The sequence below is a fragment of the Salinibacter sp. 10B genome, from assembly GCF_002954405.1.
Classification (GTDB): Bacteria; Bacteroidota; Rhodothermia; order Rhodothermales; family Salinibacteraceae; genus Salinibacter.
The window spans coordinates 1585698-1603663 of sequence record NZ_MQWC01000004.1 but is presented as its reverse complement, the minus strand read 5'-3'; the positions used below and the strand labels follow the sequence as shown (position 1 = coordinate 1603663).

At 62.2% G+C, this 17966-nt stretch carries 14 protein-coding genes; 7 read left to right on the top strand and 7 right to left on the bottom strand.

What is annotated here, in order from left to right; translation table 11 throughout:
- Positions 1–48: 48 nt before the first annotated feature.
- From BSZ35_RS06820 to BSZ35_RS06800, 5 genes are all read right to left on the bottom strand, one after another.
- A complete protein-coding gene (locus tag BSZ35_RS06820; protein ID WP_105011733.1) occupies positions 49–1647 on the bottom strand; it encodes a carboxylesterase/lipase family protein in 1599 nt (532 codons plus the stop codon).
- Positions 1648–1924: 277 nt separating this feature from the next.
- Complete coding sequence (locus BSZ35_RS06815) at positions 1925–2797, bottom strand: fructosamine kinase family protein (RefSeq protein WP_105011732.1); 873 nt, start codon at positions 2795–2797, stop codon at positions 1925–1927.
- A 68-nt stretch (positions 2798–2865) separates the two neighbouring features.
- A complete protein-coding gene (locus BSZ35_RS06810; protein ID WP_105011731.1) occupies positions 2866–3408 on the bottom strand; it encodes a low molecular weight protein-tyrosine-phosphatase in 543 nt (180 codons plus the stop codon).
- Positions 3409–3635: 227 nt separating this feature from the next.
- Positions 3636–5030, bottom strand: a complete 1395-nt coding sequence (locus BSZ35_RS06805) for a RagB/SusD family nutrient uptake outer membrane protein (protein WP_181149214.1) — start codon at positions 5028–5030, stop codon at positions 3636–3638.
- Positions 5031–5194: 164 nt separating this feature from the next.
- Positions 5195–8119, bottom strand: a complete 2925-nt coding sequence (locus BSZ35_RS06800) for a SusC/RagA family TonB-linked outer membrane protein (RefSeq protein ID WP_105011729.1) — start codon at positions 8117–8119, stop codon at positions 5195–5197.
- Between the two features lie 252 nt (positions 8120–8371).
- Here BSZ35_RS06800 and xseA point away from each other — a divergent pair, with 252 nt between their 5' ends.
- Complete coding sequence (xseA, locus tag BSZ35_RS06795) at positions 8372–9622, top strand: exodeoxyribonuclease VII large subunit (protein ID WP_105011728.1); 1251 nt, start codon at positions 8372–8374, stop codon at positions 9620–9622.
- 124 nt (positions 9623–9746) lie between these two features.
- On the opposite strand, the gene BSZ35_RS20195 is transcribed toward xseA, so the two are convergent.
- The gene (locus BSZ35_RS20195) at positions 9747–10121 is read right to left on the bottom strand and encodes a transposase (RefSeq protein WP_146110016.1); all 375 of its coding nucleotides are present in this window, start codon (positions 10119–10121) and stop codon (positions 9747–9749) included.
- 815 nt (positions 10122–10936) lie between these two features.
- Between BSZ35_RS20195 and BSZ35_RS06785 the strand changes: the two genes are divergently transcribed.
- Positions 10937–11464: an SgcJ/EcaC family oxidoreductase gene (locus BSZ35_RS06785; protein WP_258096114.1), complete on the top strand. Its 528-nt coding sequence runs from the start codon at positions 10937–10939 to the stop codon at positions 11462–11464.
- 22 nt (positions 11465–11486) lie between these two features.
- Here the strand turns inward: BSZ35_RS06785 and BSZ35_RS06780 are convergent, their stop codons facing one another.
- Positions 11487–11729, bottom strand: a complete 243-nt coding sequence (locus tag BSZ35_RS06780) for a DUF6364 family protein (protein WP_105011726.1) — start codon at positions 11727–11729, stop codon at positions 11487–11489.
- A gap of 389 nt (positions 11730–12118) precedes the next feature.
- Here BSZ35_RS06780 and smc point away from each other — a divergent pair, with 389 nt between their 5' ends.
- From smc to BSZ35_RS06755, 5 genes are all read left to right on the top strand, one after another.
- Positions 12119–15670 carry a chromosome segregation protein SMC gene (gene smc / locus BSZ35_RS06775; protein ID WP_105011725.1) on the top strand — a complete coding sequence of 1184 codons (3552 nt, stop codon included), beginning with the start codon at positions 12119–12121 and terminating at the stop codon, positions 15668–15670.
- A gap of 308 nt (positions 15671–15978) precedes the next feature.
- Complete coding sequence (locus BSZ35_RS06770; protein WP_105011724.1) at positions 15979–16221, top strand: DUF433 domain-containing protein; 243 nt, start codon at positions 15979–15981, stop codon at positions 16219–16221.
- 3 nt (positions 16222–16224) lie between these two features.
- Positions 16225–16581, top strand: coding sequence for a DUF5615 family PIN-like protein (locus BSZ35_RS06765; RefSeq protein ID WP_105011723.1), 357 nt, complete (start codon positions 16225–16227; stop codon positions 16579–16581).
- 209 nt (positions 16582–16790) lie between these two features.
- Positions 16791–17045, top strand: coding sequence for a DUF6122 family protein (locus tag BSZ35_RS19725; RefSeq protein ID WP_219846598.1), 255 nt, complete (start codon positions 16791–16793; stop codon positions 17043–17045).
- 452 nt (positions 17046–17497) lie between these two features.
- Positions 17498–17944 carry a VRR-NUC domain-containing protein gene (locus tag BSZ35_RS06755; RefSeq protein ID WP_181149213.1) on the top strand — a complete coding sequence of 149 codons (447 nt, stop codon included), beginning with the start codon at positions 17498–17500 and terminating at the stop codon, positions 17942–17944.
- Positions 17945–17966: the final 22 nt, after the last annotated feature.

Sequence of the window (17966 nt, the reverse complement as noted above, 5' to 3'; positions counted from 1 at the left end):
CGAACCGCTTCTTTTTTTGGCGTCGGCGTACGGCGGCTCTGGTGGCAATTACTCCGACGCGACCGCATCCAGAAACTGATAGCGGTCGGGGTGACGAGCCGGCACGGCCTCCGGCGTTGCGTTCAGCCGCATGACCATTGCCTGCTCATCGGAACCGGCCATCGGCCAGGCGGGAAGGGCCTCGCCATTTGGGTCGCCGGTCTTGATAAAGTTGGCAAAGTAGCTCTTCATGTACCTGGACACTGTTCGGTCCGTCGGCGTCCAGGCGTAGATGTCGTTCGTGTCGAGGGTGCCGAGGGCATACTCAATTTCCGCAGCATGAACGGCGCCGCGCGGCGGCGTGATGCGTCCGGCGTTTTCATTTGTGCCGGCGAGGCCCGGGACGTTATTTCCCTTGCCCGGTTTCATTGGCGGGCGAGGGTGGGTGTAGAAGTAGCGGTACACCGGGGGACCGGTCCGGCGATGACGATCGCTCCACTTCCAGGTAGGGTACCCCATGAACCGGTCACTGGCAAGGTCGGTCCCAGCCTGGAGGACTTCGGTCCAGGTGTTGGCCGCATAGAGCTCAAGTGCCCGGTCGGCCCGGTCCCCGTACAAATCTCGGACCGCCGATTTGTAGACTGTGGGAGTGGGCGGGTCGTTGCCAATGATGGCACGGTAGTCGCTTTCCTTCGAATTCCATCCGACGAGGAGGGGGACGCGTGCCTGTTCTTTTTCGGCGTACACTTCTGAGGGGGGCATTGAGAGAAAGTGGCCGTCCACTGTAACGCCAAACCGGGGCGCAGTGGGTTTGGCCGCATGTTCTAATAGTCGTGACGACGACAGGGCACGCAACTCGGCAAGGGAATCGGCCCCCACCTGATCGGCAAATCGGCTGCCTTTTTCCTCCGCGTCGGCGAGTGAGGAGGGGGAAAGAGCGCCCAGCAGGGCCCCGCTTTCCCCGATGGCTCGTGCAAATCGTCCCGTTGACAGGGGCGATGCGAGGTGGCCGCTCACCGACATTGATCCGGCCGATTCTCCTCCAATCGTTACCCGATCGGGGTCGCCCCCGAAGGCCGCAATGTTGTTTTGCACCCAGCGGAGGGCCTGTGCCTGGTCCAGCAGCCCGTAGTTGCCGGAGGCCTGTTCTGGCGACTCGGCAGTAAGGGCTGGATGGGCCATGAAGCCGAACACGCCGAGACGGTAGTTGAGCGTCACCACGACAATGTCTTCCCGGGCCATGCTCGCTCCATCATAGCGAGGCTCCGAGCCGTCGCCCGCGATGAACCCGCCGCCGTAAAAGTAGACCAGCACCGGCAACGATCCTGTGGGGGCATCGGCCGGGGTCCATACGTTCAGGTAAAGGCAGTCTTCACTCATGCCCGCGCTTCGGAAAATCATATCGCCGTAGGGACGGGTCTGCATGCAGCGGGGGCCGAAGCGGGTGGCCGAGCGCACCCCGCTCCACGATTCGACCGGTTGGGGGGGGCGCCAGCGACGCTCCCCGATCGGGGGCTTGGCATAGGGAATGCCTTTGAAGGCGTGCACCCCGTCGGATACGGGAGTGCCTTCCACCCGTCCGTTGGCCGTCGACACTACCTGGGCACGAGGCGACGAAAGCGGAAGCAGAAGGGCCAGTAAGAGGAGGGGAGCAAGCAGGGAGCGCATCGAACGGGGGCGGTCAGTTTGGAGGATCCCGATCGTGGAAAGGACCGTGGAGCGTCGGCCTGTCGGCGAAGCGCGGCTCGTTGCTCACGCAGGAATATCTGTCGAAGCTCCCATCAAGATTGATAATAGGGTAACGACCGGCTCGCTCATATCCAAGGGCAATTTCGAGACGATTTTCCGGTCGAAAGCTCCTGGGCGAGATTGAGCTATTGCTGCTCCCGCTAATTGACCATGGAGAAGAAAGGGAAACGGAAGGAGGGCCAATAGCACGAAGGCGCTAGACCACTGCGTTGAGCGTCCGCTGCACAGAGTTCGCGTAGCCTGCGCCGAAGAGGTTGAGATGGTTGAGCAGGTGGTACAGGTTGTAGATGTCGCGACGCGTCTCGTAGCCGGGGTCCAGAGCCCAGGCCGAGCGGTAGGCGTCGTAGAAGCGATCTTGGAAGCCCCCAAAGAGCTCCGTCATGGCGAGGTCCGCTTCTCGGTGGCCATAGTACGTGGCCGGATCGATAATCGCAGGCTCGCCCACCGCCGTCACCATGAAGTTGCCCTTCCACAAATCGCCGTGGAGGACCGAGGCGTCGGGGGTTTCCGGCAGAAGCTCGGGCAGGCGCCGATACAGGGTCTCCAGCGGACGATTCCACGAGGACTGCCACCGGCCGCGCTCCCGGGCCATTTGCACCTGCGGCTCCAGCCGCTGCGATCGGAAAAAGGCTGGCCACTCGTCCATCCACTCGTTCGGTTGCGGCGACTGGCCGATGAAGTTGTCATCGTCGAAGCCGTACGCCTCGGCAGCGTGACGGTGTAGTGCGGCCAGTCCTTCCCCAAACCGCTCCCAGAACCGACGGCCTCTGCGTCCGGAATTGATCCACTCCATCACGAGAAAGCCGGGGCGGTCGTCCGTGGGCGGGGCAGTTTCACGGATGGACGGGACGGTCAGTGGACTGTCGGCGGCCGCGAGTGCCTCCAGGCCCGCCGCCTCACCCGGGAAGGTGCGCGCTACCTCTTCGTCGCCGTATTTTAGAAAAAAGGGCGCACCGTCAGTTTCGACCCGGCAGGCATTGGCAATGCAGCCGCCTCCCACTGCCGCGACACTATCAATCGTCACGTCAAGATGGGTTTCCAAGGTCTCGCGCAGCGAATCAGGAATCATCTGTTTGAGCGTGGACGAATGGGGGGTAGGCGTGGAGGAGGAACGAGTGTTGGGGGATGTGTTTGGTCCTACTCCCGCTCACCCGCGCCCTTGTTCTCTACCTCGTCCAGATGGTCTGCGAGTCCGTGCTCTTCCACCAATCGGTGCAGAATGGCATCCGACGTGCGGTTCACGATGTCGTAGACGTTTTCGAAGCCTTCTCGTCCGCCGTGGTACGGGTCCGGCACCTGATAATCGCCGGGCTCGGGGTCGAACTCACGGAAGAGACGCACCTTCGCGCCGTACTCATCGTTTTCGTCGAGGTGGAGCACGTCGTTCAGGTTGCTCTTGTCCATCACAAAGATGTGATCGAACTGCTCCAGGTCCTCGGCCTGAAACTGCGAGGCGCTATGATCGTCGAGCGAGTGCCCGTTGCGCTTCGCGGTTTTCCGCATCCGACGATCGGCCGGATCGCCAATGTGGTAGTTGCTTGTGCCAGACGACACAATTTCAAAGTGCTCCGAGAGGCCGTGCTTTTCCACCTTGTCGCGGAATACGGCTTTGGCGAGGGGGCTCCGGCAGATGTTGCCGAGGCACACGAACTGGATGCGGATGGGGGAAGACTCAGACATAGAACGCAACAGGATCGGATTGAGAGTCGGCACGAATTCGAATCCGTCCCCCTAACGCAAAGAGCCCCGTCGTGTGCCCACGGGGCTCTCAACGCAAGTCTCAAATCTCCCGACCAGTCCCGATCGGGAAGACAATCATATCTAGGGTCCGTAATCAGCGCTGTCATCCGGTAAGTTTATGGAGAGGGAGCCTCTGTGTCATCCAATGACCTCCTCCCTTCTGCTCGTCAATTCTCTGGGGTCTCGTCGAGCGGGATGGGCACCTGCGCAAAGATGGTGCTGGGGGTCGGGTTGTCGGGGTTCACCATGTCGCGGGGGAGCGTGTCCAGGAGGTCGAATCGCCGCACGTCGATCCACCGGTGCCCCTCGATAAAGAGCGAGTACCGGCGGTTGTACAGCAACTCGTCGAACACGGCAGTCTCCGTGACGGGCCCGCCGTACGGATCCAAGCCGGCCGCCATTCGGATCACGTCGAGATCGGCGACGGCCGCATTCAAATCCTGGTTCGTCCCGAGAGTGTACGCCTCGGCGCGGAGCAGGAGCAGCTCCTCGTTGCGGAGGATGGGGATCGGGGAGGTCGAGGTTTCGAAGAGCGTCACGACCAGCGCACTCGACAGGCCGTTGGCGGCAGACGGAGAGGCAGAGAATGAATTCTCCGGATTGTTCGCGTCGGCGGTGCGGTCCAGCACCTTCTCGGCAAACCGCTCATCGTTTGGGCGGGCGTCGGTACCGAACGACGGGTGCGCCCGCAGCTTGACGCCGGAGGACGTAGGCACCTCAAAGAGGGGATTCGTGCGCTCCCCGATGCCGGTGGCGTAGACGTGGTACACGCCGCGGTCGAGATCCCCCATCGGGTTGATGAACGAGTCGTCCAGTGCGTCGAGCACGTCGCCGTACTTGCCCTGGTAGGCCGCCACCCGTGCCCGGACGGCTCGGTTGAACTGCCGAAAGCCGTCGGGGGTCCCAAATCCCCCGTCGTCGAATCCGGATGACAGCGTGAAGGGGAAGGCCTCAACGCCGTCGAGGTCCGCAAAGCCCTCGTCGAGGTACCGCTCGATCTCGGCAAACGCATCGGCGCGAGACACCACCGGCGTATTTACGTCGTCATTGAATTCGATCTTGAGCCCATTGTCCCAGGTCGAGTTCAGCACCAGGAGCAGCTGGTACCCGATGATGGTCTTTGCAAAGCCCTCCACGGCCAGAACGTCGTCCTCGCTGAACTGCTCGGGCGTCTCCGCCCGCTGAATGGCGGCGCGGTCGCGGAGCTCGTTTGCGTTGCGGATGGTGCGATAGCGGCCGGACCACGGGTCGGTGACGAGAAAGCCGTTCGGGTCCAGCGGTCCTACGTACAGCTCGCCGGTGTAGCGGGGATCGGCAGGCTCGAAGAAGTACCCTTCCCGGCCGAAGATGGCGACAGTCTGGAGATAGATGTCCAACTCATCGCGCATCGCGCCCTCGGTGCCCGTCGCCAGATTTTGGATGCTCACCACGTCGGCCTGGGGGGCATTCGGATCCTCGAAGTCGAGCGTGTCGCAGCCCGTGAGAAGCACCGCAATGAGAGCGACCGCGAGCCCCCAGAGGAGGACGTGCCGTTGGAAGGAGGAAGTGCATCGAGAAACCATCGTCATGAGAGCAGTGAGATTGTCGGGGGAGGAAAAATTGAAGCGTGAGTTCGTGATGTGTAACTTCGGGAGGCGGGTGGAGCGACCCATCATGCGTTCAGGCATCACGGCGTCCACGCTTCAGGGCAGGAGACCTTCCGTTCAAGCGAGGCATCGATGCTGTACTAGAAGCCGAGGCCGACCTTGAAGTAGAAGTGGCGCGAGGAGGGAAACGGGATCACGTCCACCGCCCGTCCCACAGCCACATTGCCGAACTGGCTCACCTCCGGGTCGTAGCCGTCGTAGGGCGTAAACATCAGCAGATTGCGGCCGCCCACCCCCACGTTCAGCGAACGGACACCCTCATTAAACCATCGCCCGAGCGTTGCAGCGGGAACGGTATAGGTCAGGCTGGCCTCCCGCAGCTTCAGGTAGGTGCCGTCTTCCACGTAGCGTCCCGTGCCGCCCGCGCCCGCTGCTCGGGCCTGTCCCTCTTCCGTGCCGAGGTCCGGCGTGGTGCCGGCCAGGTCGGTGATGAGCTTGCCGAGGTTGATGACGTCGCCCCCTTCCTTCCAGTCCCACAGGAAGCCGAGTTGGAAGCCGTACGCCTGAAGCGAGTTGCTCCATCCGATCTGGAAATCGGCGTTCGAGTTGCCGAACGTCGTGAGCGCGCCGGCCTCGTTCTGGCCGACGATGGTCGTGGGCGAGCGGCCCTCTTCGATCTGGAACTGGCCGAGGGAGAGCGAAAAGCCGCCGACCTGGAAGGGGTCGACGTCGAGCGACGTAATCTCGGAGCGATCTCGGGCAAACGTCACCGTGGAGCGCCAGTTCACGTTGTCGGCCAGGACCGGGACGACGTTCAGGGCCACCTCGATGCCGCTGGTGCGCATGTCGCCCGCGTTGATGAACTCCGTCGCAAACCCGGACGACTTCGGCAGCTCGTTCTCCAGAATCAGGTCGCGGATGTTCTGGCGGTAATACGTGAACTCAACCGTCCCGCGCTCCTGCAGAAATGCCGCGTCCACCCCGAACTCCCACTCCTGCGTGGTCTCCGGCTCGATGTCTGGATTGCCTCGTCGCGTCGGGACGATCACGCCCCCCACGCCCCCGATGTTTTCGGCGTCGAGCGACGTGTACTTGGCGTCGGCCCGCGGGAGGTTGCCCGTACGCCCAAAGGCGCTTCTGAACTTTAACTGCGGAAGGGTCGAGCGAAAACCGTCCCAAAAGTCAAAGTTGGCCAGCTGTACCGAGGCCGATGCCTTGGGATAGAAATACAGTTGGTCGGTATCGCCCACGCGACTGGAGGCATCGGCGCGCAGGCCGGCCGTCAGGAAGAACTGCTCGTTGATGTCGGCCTCTTCCTGCACGAAGAAGCCCACCTCGCGCTGTCGGAGCACGTCCTCAAAGCCCCGCAGGCTGGTGGCCTGGTCAATGTTTTCCTGGGTGACGATGATGCCTTCCGCGAGTGCCTGCACGTTGTCGATATCGCGGGTCTCGTACTGAATGCCGCCGGTGGTTGTAAAATTGAGGCCATCCGTGGCCGCCCACCGGTGCACGAGGTTCGCCCAGATGTTGGTGCTGAGGCTTGTGGTCTCGCCCGCCACCGACACGCCCCGCACGGCCAGATCTTTTGCCTGCTCGAACTGGAGCGTCGGGGGGGAGACGATCTCGTTCGTCAGCGAGTATGCATCGGCGCCGCCGCGAAGGATGAAGTCGAGGTTTTGGGTCTCATTCTGGAAAATATTGAAGTTGATGAGCCCCGAGAGCGTACCCCGATAGCTGAGCTCGTTGTTTTTCAGTAGGTCCACGGTCTGCAGGGCATTCGAGCCCGCCGGCCCATCCGGATACGTGCCGTCGGGGTTTTGCCGGATGTCGACGTAGCTGGGCGTGAAGGCCACCGAGAAGCCGAGGGTCGTGGCGCCCTGGTTTTCATTCCCTGTCACGCTGCGGTCCGATTCCGACCGGACGAGCGACGAGTTGAGCTGGACGCGGAGCCGGTCGCTCACCTTCTGCTCCAGGTTCAGCTTGGCCGAATACTTGTCGTAGCCCGTGTTGTCCACGATCCCATTCTCCGTGAGGGCCAGGCCGCTGGCATAGAAGCGCGTGTCCGCGTCGCCCCCCGAAATGGACACGGTCGTCTCGGAGGTCAGCCCCTCGCGCCCGTACACCAGCTCCTCGTAGTCGATGAAGCCGTTCTGCCGCACGAGATCCGCATCGTCGCCCGCCGCCTCCGGATTGTCGGTGAAGTCGCGCGTCCCAATCTTGTTGAGGATGGTCGAGAAACCGGTCTGCTGGGTGATGTTGATCTGGGTTTCGCCGGCCTGCCCTCGCTTCGTACTGATGATAACGACCCCGTTCGTGGCTTTTGAGCCGTAGATGGCTGCCGCGCTCGCGCCCTTCAGCACCTCGATGGACTCGATATCGTTCGGATTGATGTCGGCGATGCGGTTGGTGGGCTGGCCCTGGGGATTGTCGCTTCCTGCTGACGCAGCTTCCGTGACGAAGTCGAGTCCGGGCTGGATGTCGGAGTTGTCCATGATGACGCCGTCCACGACGTAGAGCGGCTGGGTGGAGCCGGTGATGGTGGAGGTGCCGCGCAGGTTGACGTTGATGCCGCCGCCGGGCGCGCCGGTGTTCTGGCTTACGTTGAGCCCCGCAATCTTTCCGCTGAGTGCCCGCTCAAGGGTCTGCGCCGGGACGGGCACGAGGTCCTCTTCGCTGATCGTGCCCACGGCATTGGCCAGATTGCGCCGCTTGACGCTGGTGGCGAGGCCCGTCACCACCACCTCGTCGAGTCCCAGCACGTCCTCTTCGAGCTGCACGTCGACCGTGGACTGGTCCCCGACCATAACGGTTTGAGATCGGAAGCCGACGAACGTAAAGACCAGCTGATTGCGCTCGGCCGGCAATTCGATGGCGTAGCTGCCGTCCATGTTGGTGGTGGTGCCCCGCGTGGTCCCCTCCACCTGCACGTTCACGCCCGGAAGGGGAGCCTCCTCAACGTCAGTGACCGTGCCGGTGATCGTCCGCTGCGCCCACGCGGGCCCGGCGAGTGTCAGTCCCAGGAGAACGGTGATCAGGCAGAATACAGCACGGGGAGTACGGGTCATGAGAGCACGCGAGTAGAGGAGGGAGGGATACCGCCAGAACGGCCGCTTCCGCTAGCCTAACATCTTCAAAAAGCGAAGTTCCCGTGAACATACTGGATTCGTGAGGCGCACGTGGAAAAGCGCCCGTTAGTTGCATCTGCGCCACTCATGACGGATGCTTAGAATGGCGGAATGCCCCGCAGGTCGCACACCTTTTGGCGTGCGCCAACGTACGTTTGTTCTGCCTCTTCACGACCCACCCAGTTGCGTTTTATGCCGACCTCCAATGATCATTCTATCTCTGACGGTGGGATCCTCAGCGTCACCGAGCTCACCCGCGGTCTCAGCGACCTTGTGGAGAGCCATTACGATGACGTGTGGGTGGAGGGCGAGCTGTCCAATTTTACCCGCGCAGCGTCGGGCCACTGCTACTTTACGCTGAAGGACGCCGACGCTCAGATCCGATGCGTGATGTGGAAGCACCTCACGCAGTACGTCTATTTTGAGCCGGAGGAGGGCATGCAGGTGCGCGTGAACGGCCACGCGTCGGTCTACGAGCGGCGGGGCGACCTGCAAATCATGGCGCAGGCGATGCGGCAGGCGGGGAAGGGGGCACAGCAGGAGGCCTACGAGCAACTGAAGCAGAAGCTGAAGGATGAAGGCCTCTTTGACCGAGAGCGCAAGAAGGCGCTGCCGACGTTTCCTGAGAAGATCGGCGTCGTGACGTCTGGGGAAGGGGCAGCCTTGCAGGACATCCTGTCGGTGCTAGAGCGGCGCTTCCCCCCGGCCCAGGTCGTGCTCTGCCCGGTGCCCGTGCAGGGCCTCGACGCCCCGCAGGCCATCGCCGATGCGATTGCGGCATTCAACGATCTTCCGGCGGACGACGATCAGCGCCCGGATCTGATCATTACGGGACGGGGCGGCGGCTCTACGGAGGACCTCTGGGCCTTCAACGAAGAGGTAGTGGCGCGGGCCATCGACGCGTCGGACCTGCCGGTGGTGAGTGCGGTGGGGCACGAGAGTGACACGTCCATAGCCGACTTTGTGGCCGACGAACGGGCCGCCACGCCGTCGATGGCCGCTGAGATTGTGGTGCCGGACCGGCGGGACGTGGCCCATCGCGTACGGGACCTCCATGACCGTCTCCGCGACCGCGTGACTCGCCAGCTGCAGGATGCCCGCCAGCGTATCGACGCCCTCGTGTCGTCCCGGGCCTTCCACTCTCCGATTCGCCGCCTCGAACAGCATCGCCAGCACCTCGACGCGATCGTCGACCGCCTGGAGCGCAGCGGCGAGCGCATCACGGAGCAGGCCCGCACCCGCCTCGACCGACTCCAGAGCCGCCTGCAGGCCCTCGATCCCGAACAGCCCCTCCGCCGCGGCTACGCCTACCCGACTCGTGACGGCGACCCGGTGCCCTCGGCCGAATCGCTTCAGGACGGCGATCTCCTCCGTCTTCGCTTTCACGACGGGAGTCGGGTGGCGGAGGTGCAGTCGGACACGGGCGACCGAGACGAGACGTAGGAGCACTGTCTCACTTCGTCACTCTGGGACATCGGAGATGTGCAAGCTTGACTCCGGTCAAGATTGCCAAGCCCGATGGACGTTGAGGCCTCTCTGGTCTTCTGGATAGCAACGGTGTTAATTGTCAAGTAGAAGAGGTCTGGTATTCCGAATTCCACTGGGTTCCGTTTTTCATCATCGTGTTCATGATCACCAGAAGCTTCCGCATGCAAGCAACGAGCGCCGTCTTCTTGGCCTTCCCTCGATCGGTTAATCGGTCGTAAAACGCCCGAATTTTCTGGTTGCATCGAGTGGCCGAGAGGGCGGCGCTGACCGGTTGTTCGTAGCCACCGGTCGCCTCCAAGACGATCCGTTCCGGATCGGCCTCGCGGAGCAGCTCTTCAAGCTGAGTGATGCCCTCAGAATCGTTTTCAAAATGGTGGGTCTCGACCTCCTCAGAACCGAACCGAATTGCCAGGTCCAGATGCTTTTTGGCTACATCGATACCAGCGCATGTCATAGCGGAAATGGAAGCGATGAACGAGATCGCAAATGTCGCTTTGGCCCAGGCCATCAAGATGGCCAACCTTGCAGGATACGAACTCGAAGCGAGAGGCGGACATCGCCAGCTTCGGTTCAGGCAACGGTTCGGGCTTCAAAGCAACAAGAGGAGGCAACGCTCCAGCTATCCATCGGTCTCAAGTAGAACCCTCCTTGGACCAAGGCTCCAACGAGCTGCGGCCCCCGAAATCGATAATCATGTAGCGAATTCCAACATACAAGGCTCCCGGACATCTGAGAACGGCTTGTGCTATATGTCGACGGTATGTGTGCCCCTCTCCAAACGTCAGAAAGAAACTTTTTTGTCGTCCCAAACTTGATTTGGGACCCATCCGACTGGACGAGGAGGCCTCCGCAATCGGTAGATGGGCTCCAAATCAAGTTTGGACATCTAGATGCTGGGAATCCCAGATTCCCTGGAGCGACGGGTGTGATGTTTTCCTTCGGAAGAAGCAGTCTTCCAAAGCCGCGCACATGCCTTGCCCCATAGCACAACGCGTTCTGGGCTCGACTTTGGCGCTTTCGAATGACCGAAAAACTGCCTATTCCAGCGGATTGAGGCACTTTTTGATTATTTCCATGTCGCGGTTTGCCCCCGACATCAAATAAATACTACGCCTACCGGCCTCCATCTTCTAGAAACGACGATTGGTCGAAGTCAAATGGCCAAAGTCGAGTTGAGATGTCCCATCAAGTTTGGAGCGACGGAGATGAAGAACTTCAAAATAGCAAAAACTCTACGGACAGACTCTTTCGCAAGGTCCTCGACGACTCGTGCCCGAACGTCCTGCGACAAACGATATTGGTTACGGCCCTGCCCACCAGCCCGGGCGCATCGCAGCACTCTGGGTGGAGGCCTGGAACGACCGAGATGCCGACCGGCTGGCCTCTCTCTTCGCAGAGGACGCCGAATTCGTGAACGTCACCGGGCTCTGGTGGCACGACCGTGACGCCATCCGACGCGCTCATGCCTACGGGTTCGACACGATCTTCAGCGAGTCGACAATAACGCTTTTGGAGAAACGGGTGACGCAAATCAGCGGGGACCCGGAGGCGCACGGCCCGGCAGCCTGCGTGGTGCACGCGAAGATGCGGTTGGAGGGACAGACGCCCGTTGGCGAGGTCGAGCGCCCGGGCGTGCGGCGAAATCTCTTCTCGTTTGTCGTGCGCCGGACCGAGGGCACGTGGATCTGCATCTCCGCCCACAACACCGACGTCGTGCCCGGCTCGGAAACGAACGTCGTCGGCCCCGACGGGACGATGCGGTCGGTCAGTTACCGGTCGGGACCCGACGACTCGTGAGCGGTCAAGTATGCGACGCAGATCACAAATCAACGGAATCAGATTCCTCGTCGGAGGCATCGGTACGATCGAGTGCCCCGGCAATCCGGCGGGTGATGGGGCCGAGATCCCGCCCATCAGAGCGCTTTGTCTCTCCTGCCTCACTCGCAAGAAGTTGGAAGTAGGTCTCTACCATCGAGGAGACGCTTTCTCCTGGCTTCTGGGCAATGGCTTTCGCTACCCGTTTGACGTCCTCGTCGATTCGGAGTGTGACCTTCGATTTCATGGAAGGAAACGACGATCCAGAAAAATACGTCACTGATTAATCCGTCCCGACGTACGCTTGGAGAGGTGATCCTGATTCGGTTTTGAGTCGAACGGATGCGTCCTCATTCTCGCGGCAGAGATATATTTACACTCAATGCGAATGGATCTGCGATGGACGGGTGGGATCCTCGGTTTGGTAAGAAAAGAGTGTGGACAATAACAGAATCAGAGGAGCGTGAAGACGTGTGTCGCCCGTCTGCGGCGTGTTGGCGGGGTTTTCGGGAACCGTCGGACACTTGCAAAACGGCAATTCGGTTTGTTCTTTGAACCAATCTACCGACGCCTCCGCTTTGCCCGCGTGGACGACGCCGGGCCGCGGACACTCTATTCTGATGACGTACTGGGTGCATGTATCTGAGTAAACTGGAGCTGCAGGGCTTTAAGAGCTTTGCCGAGTCGACGACGCTGGCCTTTGATCCCGGCGTCACCACCATCGTCGGCCCCAACGGCTGTGGCAAGTCGAACATTGTGGACGCCATCCGCTGGGTGATCGGTGAGCAGCGGCCCACCGTACTCCGCTCCGAGAAGATGGAAAACCTCATCTTCAACGGCACCTCCGACCGGCGCCCGCTCGGCATGGCCGAGGTGGAGCTCACGATTGAGAACACCGACGGGGTGCTGCCCACGGAGTACTCCGAAGTGACGATCGGGCGGCGCCTCTTCCGCGACGGCAAGTCGGAGTACCTGATGAACGGGACGCAGTGCCGCCTGAAGGACATCACCGACCTGTTCATGGACACGGGGATGGCGGCGGACGCCTACTCGGTGATTGAGCTGAGTATGGTCGACGAGCTGGTGTCCGGCTCCACCGAGGACCGCCGTCGCATGTTTGAGGAGGCCGCCGGCATTACGCGCTACAAGATGCGCCGGCGCCAGGCCCTCCGCAAGCTCGACAACACGCAGTCCGACCTGGAGCGCATCCGCGACCTGACCGACGAGATTAGCACGCAGGTGGAGCGGCTGCAGCGCCAGGCCGAGAAGGCACAGAAGTACAAGGAGGCGGAGGCGGAGCTGCACCGGCTGGAGCTACTGCTCTCGCAGGTGGAGTACGACCGCCTCATTCACAAACAGGAACAGCTGCAGGAAAAAGAGGACGAGCAGACCGAGCGGGCGAAAGCATTGGAGGCAAAAGAATCCGAGACGGAGGAGCGACTGGAGGAATTGCGAGACACGCTTGAGGCGCGAGAGGCCACGCTTCAGGAGCGCCGCGAAGAGTTGCAGGAGCACCGGGCGCAGGTGCGTGACCTGGAGGCCGAGCAGCGACTGCAGCGCGAGCGCCTGAACCGAGCGCGCAGCGACCGCGACGAGGCCGAGCAGGCGCAGGAGGAGGCCCTAGAGCAGCGGGAGGAGCTCTCGGGGCAGGTGCAGCGGCTGGAGAGCACGATTGAGCAGGCGCGTCCAGCGCTGGACGAGGCCGAAGCGGCGCTGGAAGAAGCGGAGGCCGAGCGAGACGAAGCCAAGGCCGCCGCGGCCGACCTCCGCGAGCGGGTGCAGGACCTTCGGGAGAAGGCCGAGGCGGCAGCGGACGAGCAGGGGGAGCGCCGGCGCCGGCTGGACCAGCACACGAACCGGCTTGAGATGCTGGAGGAGGAGCAGGATCGCGTCGCCGAGCAAGAGGACGAGCTTCAGGCAAAGGCCGAGGGATTTGACGACCGGCTCCGAGAGGCGCAGAGCCGGCGGGCCGACCTCCGGGAGAAACTGGAGGAGGCGCAGACTCAGCTCGACCGGGCGGAAGCGGAGCACGAGGATAGAGAACAGAACCTCGACGAGGCCACCGACCGGCTCCGCGAACTGGAACGGCAGCGCGACGCCGCCGAGGCCGAGGTGGAGCTGCTAGACGGCCTGGTGTCGAGCTACGACGAGCTGTCGGACGCCGTGCAGTATCTCGCCACGGACGGGTCGCTGGACGATCTGAAAACGGTGGCCGACGTGCTGGCCTGCGACGACGAGGTGCGTGTGGCCCTGGACGCGGCGCTGGGCGACCTCGCCTCGTGCATCGTCGTCCGCACCCCCGAGGACGCTCGGTCCGCCATCGCTCAGCTGCGGGAGGCCGAGAAGGGACAGGCCTCCTTTCTCATTCTCGACCATCTTCCCGCGTCGGTCCCGAACGGGGAGGCCCCCGCCGGCACCACCCCGCTCCGCGACGTGGTGCGCACTACCGACACGGCCTACGACGCCCTCGCCGACACCCTGCTGCACGACTGCTACCTCACCGACACGCTCGACGACGTAGAGGCCGCCGCCGACCAGGCCGAGGGGCCGATCCGCATTTTCGCACGCACCGGCGAGTGGGTGGATGGGCGCGGTGTGGTCAAGGGGGGGAGCCAGACCGAAAACGTCTCCCCCGCCGCCAGTCGGCTGGGCCGCCGCGAGCAGCTGGACCGGGCCCGCGAGCATATGAACGAGCTTCAGCAGAAGTGCGAGAAGCAGGAAACGACCGTTGAGGAGGCGCGGCAGGCCCTCCACGAGATCGACCTGGACGCCCGCCGGGCGGCAGTGCGAGAGGCCGAGGAGGCGCTGTCCGACGTGCAGTCGACGGTCGAGCGGCTGGAGTACGAAAAGGAGTCGGTGGAGGAGCGCCGCCAGGAGCTTCGCGAGCGGGCGGACGAAATTGAGGCCGAGCGGGCCGAGCACCGGGAGCAGGCGGAGGCGCTGCGCGCGCAGGTGGAAGAAGGACAGGAGCGGGTCGATGCCCTCCGGCAGAAACGGGCAGAGGCCGAAGAAGCCCTTGAGGAAGCCGAAGAGCGCGAGCGACAGGCCGTGGACGCCTTCAGCGACGCCAATGTGGCCGCCGTGGAGGCGCGCAACCGGCTGGAGAACCTGGAGCAGGACCTGGAGCGCGCCCGCGAGCGGATTGCCGAGATCGACCAGGCCACCGAGAGGCGGGCGGAGAAGATTGAGGAGTATCAGGAGACGATTGAGGCGGCGCTCGACAAGCAGACGGACCTCGACGAGCAGATCGAGGCCATCCGGAGCGAGCGGGAGGCGCACGACGAGAAGGTCGAAGAGGCCGAAGAGGCGCTACAGAACACCAAGTCGGAGATTGCGGAAGTGGAGTCGCAGTTGCGGTCCCTCCGGCAGGACCGAGAGTCGGCCCTCAACGAAAAGAACGAGGCCGCCGTCCACCTCGCCGAGATTGAGACCCGCATTGAGGATGTGGTGGGGAGCGTGGCGGAGGACTTCGAGCGCGACCTCGCCGACGATCCGGTGGAGGTGCCGGAGGACTTCGACGAGAAAGAGGCCCAGTCCGAGGTCAAGAGCCTGCGCGGCACGATCAACGCGCTGGGGGACGTGAATCCGCTGGCGCTGGAGGAGTACGAGGAGGAGAAGGAGCGCCTCGACTTTTTGCAGGAGCAGAAAGCGGACCTGGAGGAGGCGGAGGAGACGCTGCTCGAAACGATCGAGGAGATCAACTCGACCGCCGCCGAGCGCTTCTTCGAAACCTTTGATCAGATCAAGGACAGCTTCGGCGACATCTTTACGGAGCTCTTTGGAGAGGGCGCCACGGCGGAGCTTGCGCTGGAGGACCCGGACGACCCCATCGACTCGCCCATCGAGATCATCGCCAAGCCGCGCGGCAAGCGGCCGGTGACGCTCGACCAGCTCTCCAGCGGCGAGAAGGCCCTCACGGCCACCGCACTTCTCTTTTCGATCTACCTCGTGAAGCCGAGCCCCTTCTGCGTGCTCGACGAGGTGGACGCCCCGCTCGACGACGCCAACGTGGAGCGCTTCATGAGCCTCGTCCGCCGCTTTGAGGACGAGACCCAGTTCGTGCTCGTGACCCACAACCAGCGCACCATGGCCCTCTCGGACCGCATGTACGGCGTGACGATGGAGGAGCAGGGCGTCTCGACGCTCGTGGGCGTGGAGTTCGACGAGGCGATGGAGCTGACGGAGTAGCAGTACTGTTGGCGGCGGACGTACAGCGGGCTTCCTGGTTCTTGAGAGAGGAGTCCTTCCGTCGATCAGCAGAAGTATGGGTCCGCTGAGATCCTGGGTCCGGTATTGTACTATGTCAAACCTATTGATATTGTGCGCAACGGTTTGGCGTAACTGCCCGTTGCCCAAATGGTTAGAGAGGATTGCCAGCGCGTACTATGCCCAGCGGTTTGGCATAATTGCGTGGCATGGCGCTCTGGTGCAACCTTGAAACCCTGCGGCTGTATCTATCGAACCAAATCGGAGCCCCCTCTTGCTTCTCTGATTTTATGAGTGATGAAGAGCTGCTGGAACGAATTACGGTCGATCCCGACGTGATGACTGGAAAGCCCGTCATTCAGGGCACCCGACTTACCGTGGACCACATCTTGAATCTCATGGCCCACGGAGCGACCGAGGAAGAGATTCTTGAAGAGTATCATCGACTTGAGCGGGAGGACATCCGGGCGTGTCTGCTGTTCAGTGCGAAATCGCTCTCCGATTCGAGCTTCATGCCCTTGAAAGCAGCGTAGCTCATGCGATTTCTGGTAGATGAATGCACGGGGCCAGCCGTTGCACGGTGGCTGGAGGAAAAGGGGCACGATGTCTTTTCAGTGTACGACGATGCACCGGGTATTGCGGATAGCAAGATTATTCGACGGTCGCACGAGGAGGGACGAATTTTGATCACGAACGACAAGGACTTCGGCGGTAAGGTCTACCGTGAACGATCCCCACACTGCGGTATTGTGCTTCTTCGACTCGGTAACGAACGGGGTCAAAATAAGATTTCCGTCCTGCGCCGTCTCTTGGAGGAATATGCAGGTCGCCTCCCAGATCAATTTGTGGTTGCTGCGGCCGAGCAGGTACGGTTCGCGAGCAAGGAAGAGTAAACGGCGCGCCATAAGCACGTCCACTACCCCTGAACCCGGGCTGCTGCCGCTCTCTTGCGGTTACGGTAGAGCAGTTCGTCTTTGCTGACCGAGAGTGACGATCCAAACGAATGGACACCTCTCGAACAGTTCCGGTTGCAACTGAACGGCTCCCGCCCAGGTCAGGTGAGCGTCTACGTTATGCCACCGTCGCTGCCCCACGCGCAGAAATGATTCATGTCGCTCTGCACTTCATTGTCCCGCTGCTGGTCGCGCTCGCGTTCTACCGGAGCCGCTGGCGCAACGCGGCGGTGATCATGATGGCGACCATGATCGTCGATGTCGACCACTTGCTGGCCACCCCGATCTACGATCCGAATCGGTGTTCTATCGGGTTTCACCCACTGCACACCGCGCCCGCGATCGTGATCTACGCGGCTCTGTTCGTTCTTCCGCTCATCGTGGGGGGGGGAGAACGATCGTAAGAAGTTGCGTCTCACTGCGTGCGTCCTGCACCTAGTCGGCCTGGGTCTGCTGATTCACATGGCGCTCGACGGGATCGACTGCATGGGATAAGAAGAGGCGGCGATGAGCACAGTATACCAGGGAATGCAAACGGGGCGGCAGAACCCACCGCTCTTATTATGCCAGGGGCAAGTAGCAGGGGCGTATGTCTTGCCGTAGCGGACGAGTATCGGCAGTGTTGAGCAGGAGGGACAGAGGGGGCTCAGATCGTGCCGCTGAAAATAGGCGCGGGCGGTTTTCAGGCGAGCGCTGCCGGACGGAGAGGGCTTCTCTGGCACGCTAGTGGTTGGATACTTCGCGAGCCAATATCGATCGTCCGTGTCGGAGTCTATCGGCCGTTTCGTGCTTGTTTGAGCTGAGATAACTCGCGGTAATGCGTGTACATACTGAGCATCACCCTCCCGAGGGAAGCATGTTTCGATTTCGGAAGTCGTCCCGGCGCTGGTGGCAAAAGCCGCTTGCCATGATGTCGGGCCGATGTCTGCCTGCTGAGCTGGCTGTTCTGCACCTTGAGCTCCGATTGGGGGAGACGGGAGCGTGGCTCAACTCCAGGAGCACAACGTCTGGCGTCGTGGATCTCGTGCAGGGGCCCGACGGCACCTTCGAGACCGAGCGAACAGAGCTTCCTGGTTTTGTGTCCGAACTGCTGGGCATGATCTACGAGGCCACGGGCCTGTCGAAGGGGGCTCCGGATCTCGTGCTTTGGGATTCTGGGGGCGCGTCCGTTCGGCTCGTCGAAGCAAAATGCCCGCACTGGGATCAGCTTTCCGACGAGCAGATCCGGTTTCTGGATGCGGCCGAGGAGCATGGCGCTTCCGCTTCTGTGGTGGAGTGGGAGTTTTTATCCGACGCTGAATAGCGCGCGATCCCTCTGCTGCTTG